This is a genomic window from Streptomyces sp. NPDC000941 (assembly GCF_053599555.1).
On sequence record NZ_JBSFMM010000466.1, the window covers coordinates 1 to 3,125 of the forward strand.

2 protein-coding genes are annotated in these 3,125 nt (G+C 74.6%); both read right to left on the minus strand.

Translation table 11 applies throughout. From position 1 onward, the window contains the following. Positions 1-2,114, minus strand: a 2,114-nt coding sequence (locus ACWDSL_RS52690) for a hypothetical protein (RefSeq protein WP_450496812.1), incomplete at its 3' end; no start/stop codon positions are given. Positions 2,115-2,173: 59 nt separating this feature from the next. Further along, the gene (locus ACWDSL_RS52695; RefSeq protein WP_450496813.1) at positions 2,174-2,998 is read right to left on the minus strand and encodes a MerR family transcriptional regulator; all 825 of its coding nucleotides are present in this window, start codon (positions 2,996-2,998) and stop codon (positions 2,174-2,176) included. Between the last annotated feature and the right edge of the window lie 127 nt (positions 2,999-3,125).

The following is a 3,125-nucleotide window of genomic DNA, read 5'->3' on the forward strand; positions in this document are numbered from 1 at the left end:
TGAGGATGAGGCCGCGGGGGCGCTTCTTCTCCGCGCAGCAGGTCGAGCGCCGCCCCGGGGTGATCGACGGAGTCGACGGACAGGAGCAGCGCATCCGTCAGTTCCTCGCGGTCGACCACCCCTTCGGGCCCCACGGCGCCGGGGATGGCCAGCAGGGCGCGCGCGGCGGGCAGGAGGGTGGCCAGGGACTTCAGCAGCGGTGCGATCCGCTCGGCCAGGGGCGCGGCGGCCGCGCCCAGCCGGCCGGCCAGGCGGGCGGCCGAGGCCCGGGTCTGGGCGTCCCGGTTCTCCAGTCCCTGGGAGAGGGCCGGGATCAGCTCGTCCGCCGCCGATGCGCCGGCGATCGCCAGGATGGTGGACGCGGCCGACAGACAGTCACGCGGGTCCCAGCCGACCCGGTCTCCTTCCTCGGGCACCAGCAGCTCGCGCAGCCGGGGCAGCAGCGGCGCGCCGGCCGGCCCGAGCCGCCCGGCCCGGCCCACCGCGGCGCGCCGGCTGTAGAGGATGTCGTCGAGGCCGGGGCGGATCGCCTCGACCAGCTGAGCCGTATCGCCGGTGAGCCGGTGCAGGGCCTCGGCGATGGGCATCCGGTCGTAGACGGAGGCGCCCTCGGCGGCCTCGCGCAGCCGGTCCGCCGCCTCGGCGGCGGCCTCGGTGCCCGCCGCGACGGCGGCCACCGCGCTCGGGGCGTACTGGCGCTGCGTGGTCAGCAGGGAGTACAGCTCGGGGAGGGCGGGGGCCGCCTGCGGCCCCCAGGGGGCGAGCAGGGTGCACAGATGCCGGGGCGCGCCGTAGTTCCGGCGGTCCGGGTTGCGGATCAGGTCGCGGGCGGCGTCGAGGAGCTGGGTATCGAAGGGCACCGACGGCTGGTCGTCGAGCCTCCAGGGCGAGGTGCCGACGGCCGTCTCCAGGGCCTCCTCGCGGTGCGGCAGATCGCGGGCGAGCAGCGGCACGGCCCTGGTGTCGCCCAGGCCGACGAGCGCTCCGAGGGCGTTGTCGGCCACTTCCTCGGCGTCCTCGGCGTCGAACTTGTCCTCCGCCTCGGCGACCCGCTCGCCCGAGGCATGGGTCAGCAGCGCGTCGGCGGCGGGGCGGCCCTCCTCCCCCAGGCGCCGCAGCTGGCCGATGGCCGTCCCGGCCACGACCAGGTCCTGATACGTCACCAGGGACGCCAGGCGCGGGGCCAGCAGCGCCGGGGCGGTGCGGAACTCCGCGCACAGCGGCTCGATGGCGGCCAGCGCCCGGCGGCCGCGCAGACCGGCGCCGGGGCCTTCGGCGGCCAGGACCGCGTCCAGCAGGCGGAGGGCCACGGGGAACTCGCCGCGGCCGGCGAGCAGCTGGAGCAGAAGCTCGAAGGACTCGTCGTCGGGGTCGGTGTCCTTCCAGTCGCCGGAGTCCATGTCGAACCACCGCTCGACCTGCTCGATCTCGCTGCCCCGCAGGGCCCAGGCGGTGGCGGCGGCCTCCAGCTCGTCCGTCCAGGAGGCCCCGTCGCGCACCAGGTTGAGGACGGCCACCAGCCGGATCTCGGGGTCCCGGTCGGGGCCGAGCTCGCCCGCGGCGATCTCCGCCGCGACGTCCGGGTCGGCGATACGGCAGGCCGACAGCAGGGCGGAGCGCAGCGCGGGGTCGGACTCCTCGGCCCAGCGGGCCCGTATCGCCTCGGCGGACTCCCGCGACCGGCCGGACAGCAGGACGATACGGATCAGCCGGCGCCTGATGTCCTCGTCGTCGTGGGCGAGGAGGGGCAGCAGCAGCGGCACCTGCGCGGCGACGACGGCCGTGAGCTCGTCCTGGTCGTTACGGGGCTGGTCCTCGCCGCCCGCGACGCTGTGCAGGAGCTCGAGCAGCGGCTCCTGGTAGATCCCGGCCGCGCAGGCCCGGGCCAGGTACGGGATGACCTGTGCGGTCGCGCGGTAGGCGGGGACGCGGGCGCGCATCGCACCCCAGAAGGACGAGAGCGCGTCCTCGCGGACGTTTTCGTCGTCCGCCGAGACCAGGGCGCGCAGCGTCCCGGCCGGGTCGGCGGCGGTGCCGCGGGAGAAGCCGATGGTGGGCCAGTCCTCGTCGGTCAGGCCGGCGAGAATCGTTTCCGGGTCGTGCTGTGCCGTCATGCCTGCGATCTTGGCATGTCCCGGAGGCCCGGCCGGACCGGGCCTCCGGGACATCGGCATCAGCCGGCGGCGACGATGGGTTCCTGGAGCTCGGTCACCCACTGGGTGCGGTCTTCGGGGCAGTGCAGGGAGACCTCGCGCGGGTATCCCGCCGAGCGGTAGCCGTGGGCGTCGGTCCAGCGGGCCAGCGCCTGGGCGGTGGGCACCACATCGTCCATGGGGCCGCGGTGCACGACGGTGGCGGCGCGCTCGACGCCCGGCAGCTGGACGATCTGGAAGTCCCCGCCGCCGACCTGCGCGCCGACCGGCACCCCGGCGTGGACGGTGATCGCCCCACCGCCCTCGGGTGCGTCCTCGTAGTAGGCGAGCCCGGGGCCGGTCGGGGTCACTCCCGCGGCGTCCAGCAGACCGCACAGCCGCTCGAACAGGGGGCCGACGACGGGCCCGATGTGCTGCGGTTCGAAGCTTGCCGCGGTGGCGCTCAGCTCGGCCAGCCGGAGCGGCGGCAGGCTCTTGATCACAATGTCCTCGGTGGGCATGCGTCCCTCGTTCTCAATGGTCCGGAGCCTCGCCTCGACCTGGGCCAGCCGGGCCACCGCCTCCGCGACGGCCGACTCCAGCTCCGCCCGGCGCAGCCGCAGCATCCCGCGCAGCTCCTCGGTGCCGATGTCGTCGTCGAGGAGCGCCTTGACCTGGTGGAGGCTGAAACCCAGGTCCTTGAGCGCGATGACGCGGTTGAGCCGTGCGAGCTGACCGGCTTCGTAGTGGCGGTAGCCGCTGGTCGGGTCGGTGTGGACGGGGCGCAGCAGCCCGATGGCGTCGTAGTGGCGCAGCATGCGGACCGACACCCGTCCGTGCTTGGCGAACTCTCCGATGGTGAACATGACGCCTTCCAGTGCAGGCCCTCACACAGTGAGAGGGTCAAGCGGCCCGACCCCTCCTATCAGCAGCAGAAGTTCGAGGGCTGGGGCACCAGCTTGGTGTGGTTCGCCAATGTCACCGGCGGCTACC

Excerpts from the sequence above, each read along its gene's own strand:
- ACWDSL_RS52695 (WP_450496813.1), bottom strand. The coding sequence starts at position 2,998 with ATGTTCACCATCGGAGAGTTCGCCAAGCACGGACGGGTGTCGGTCCGC.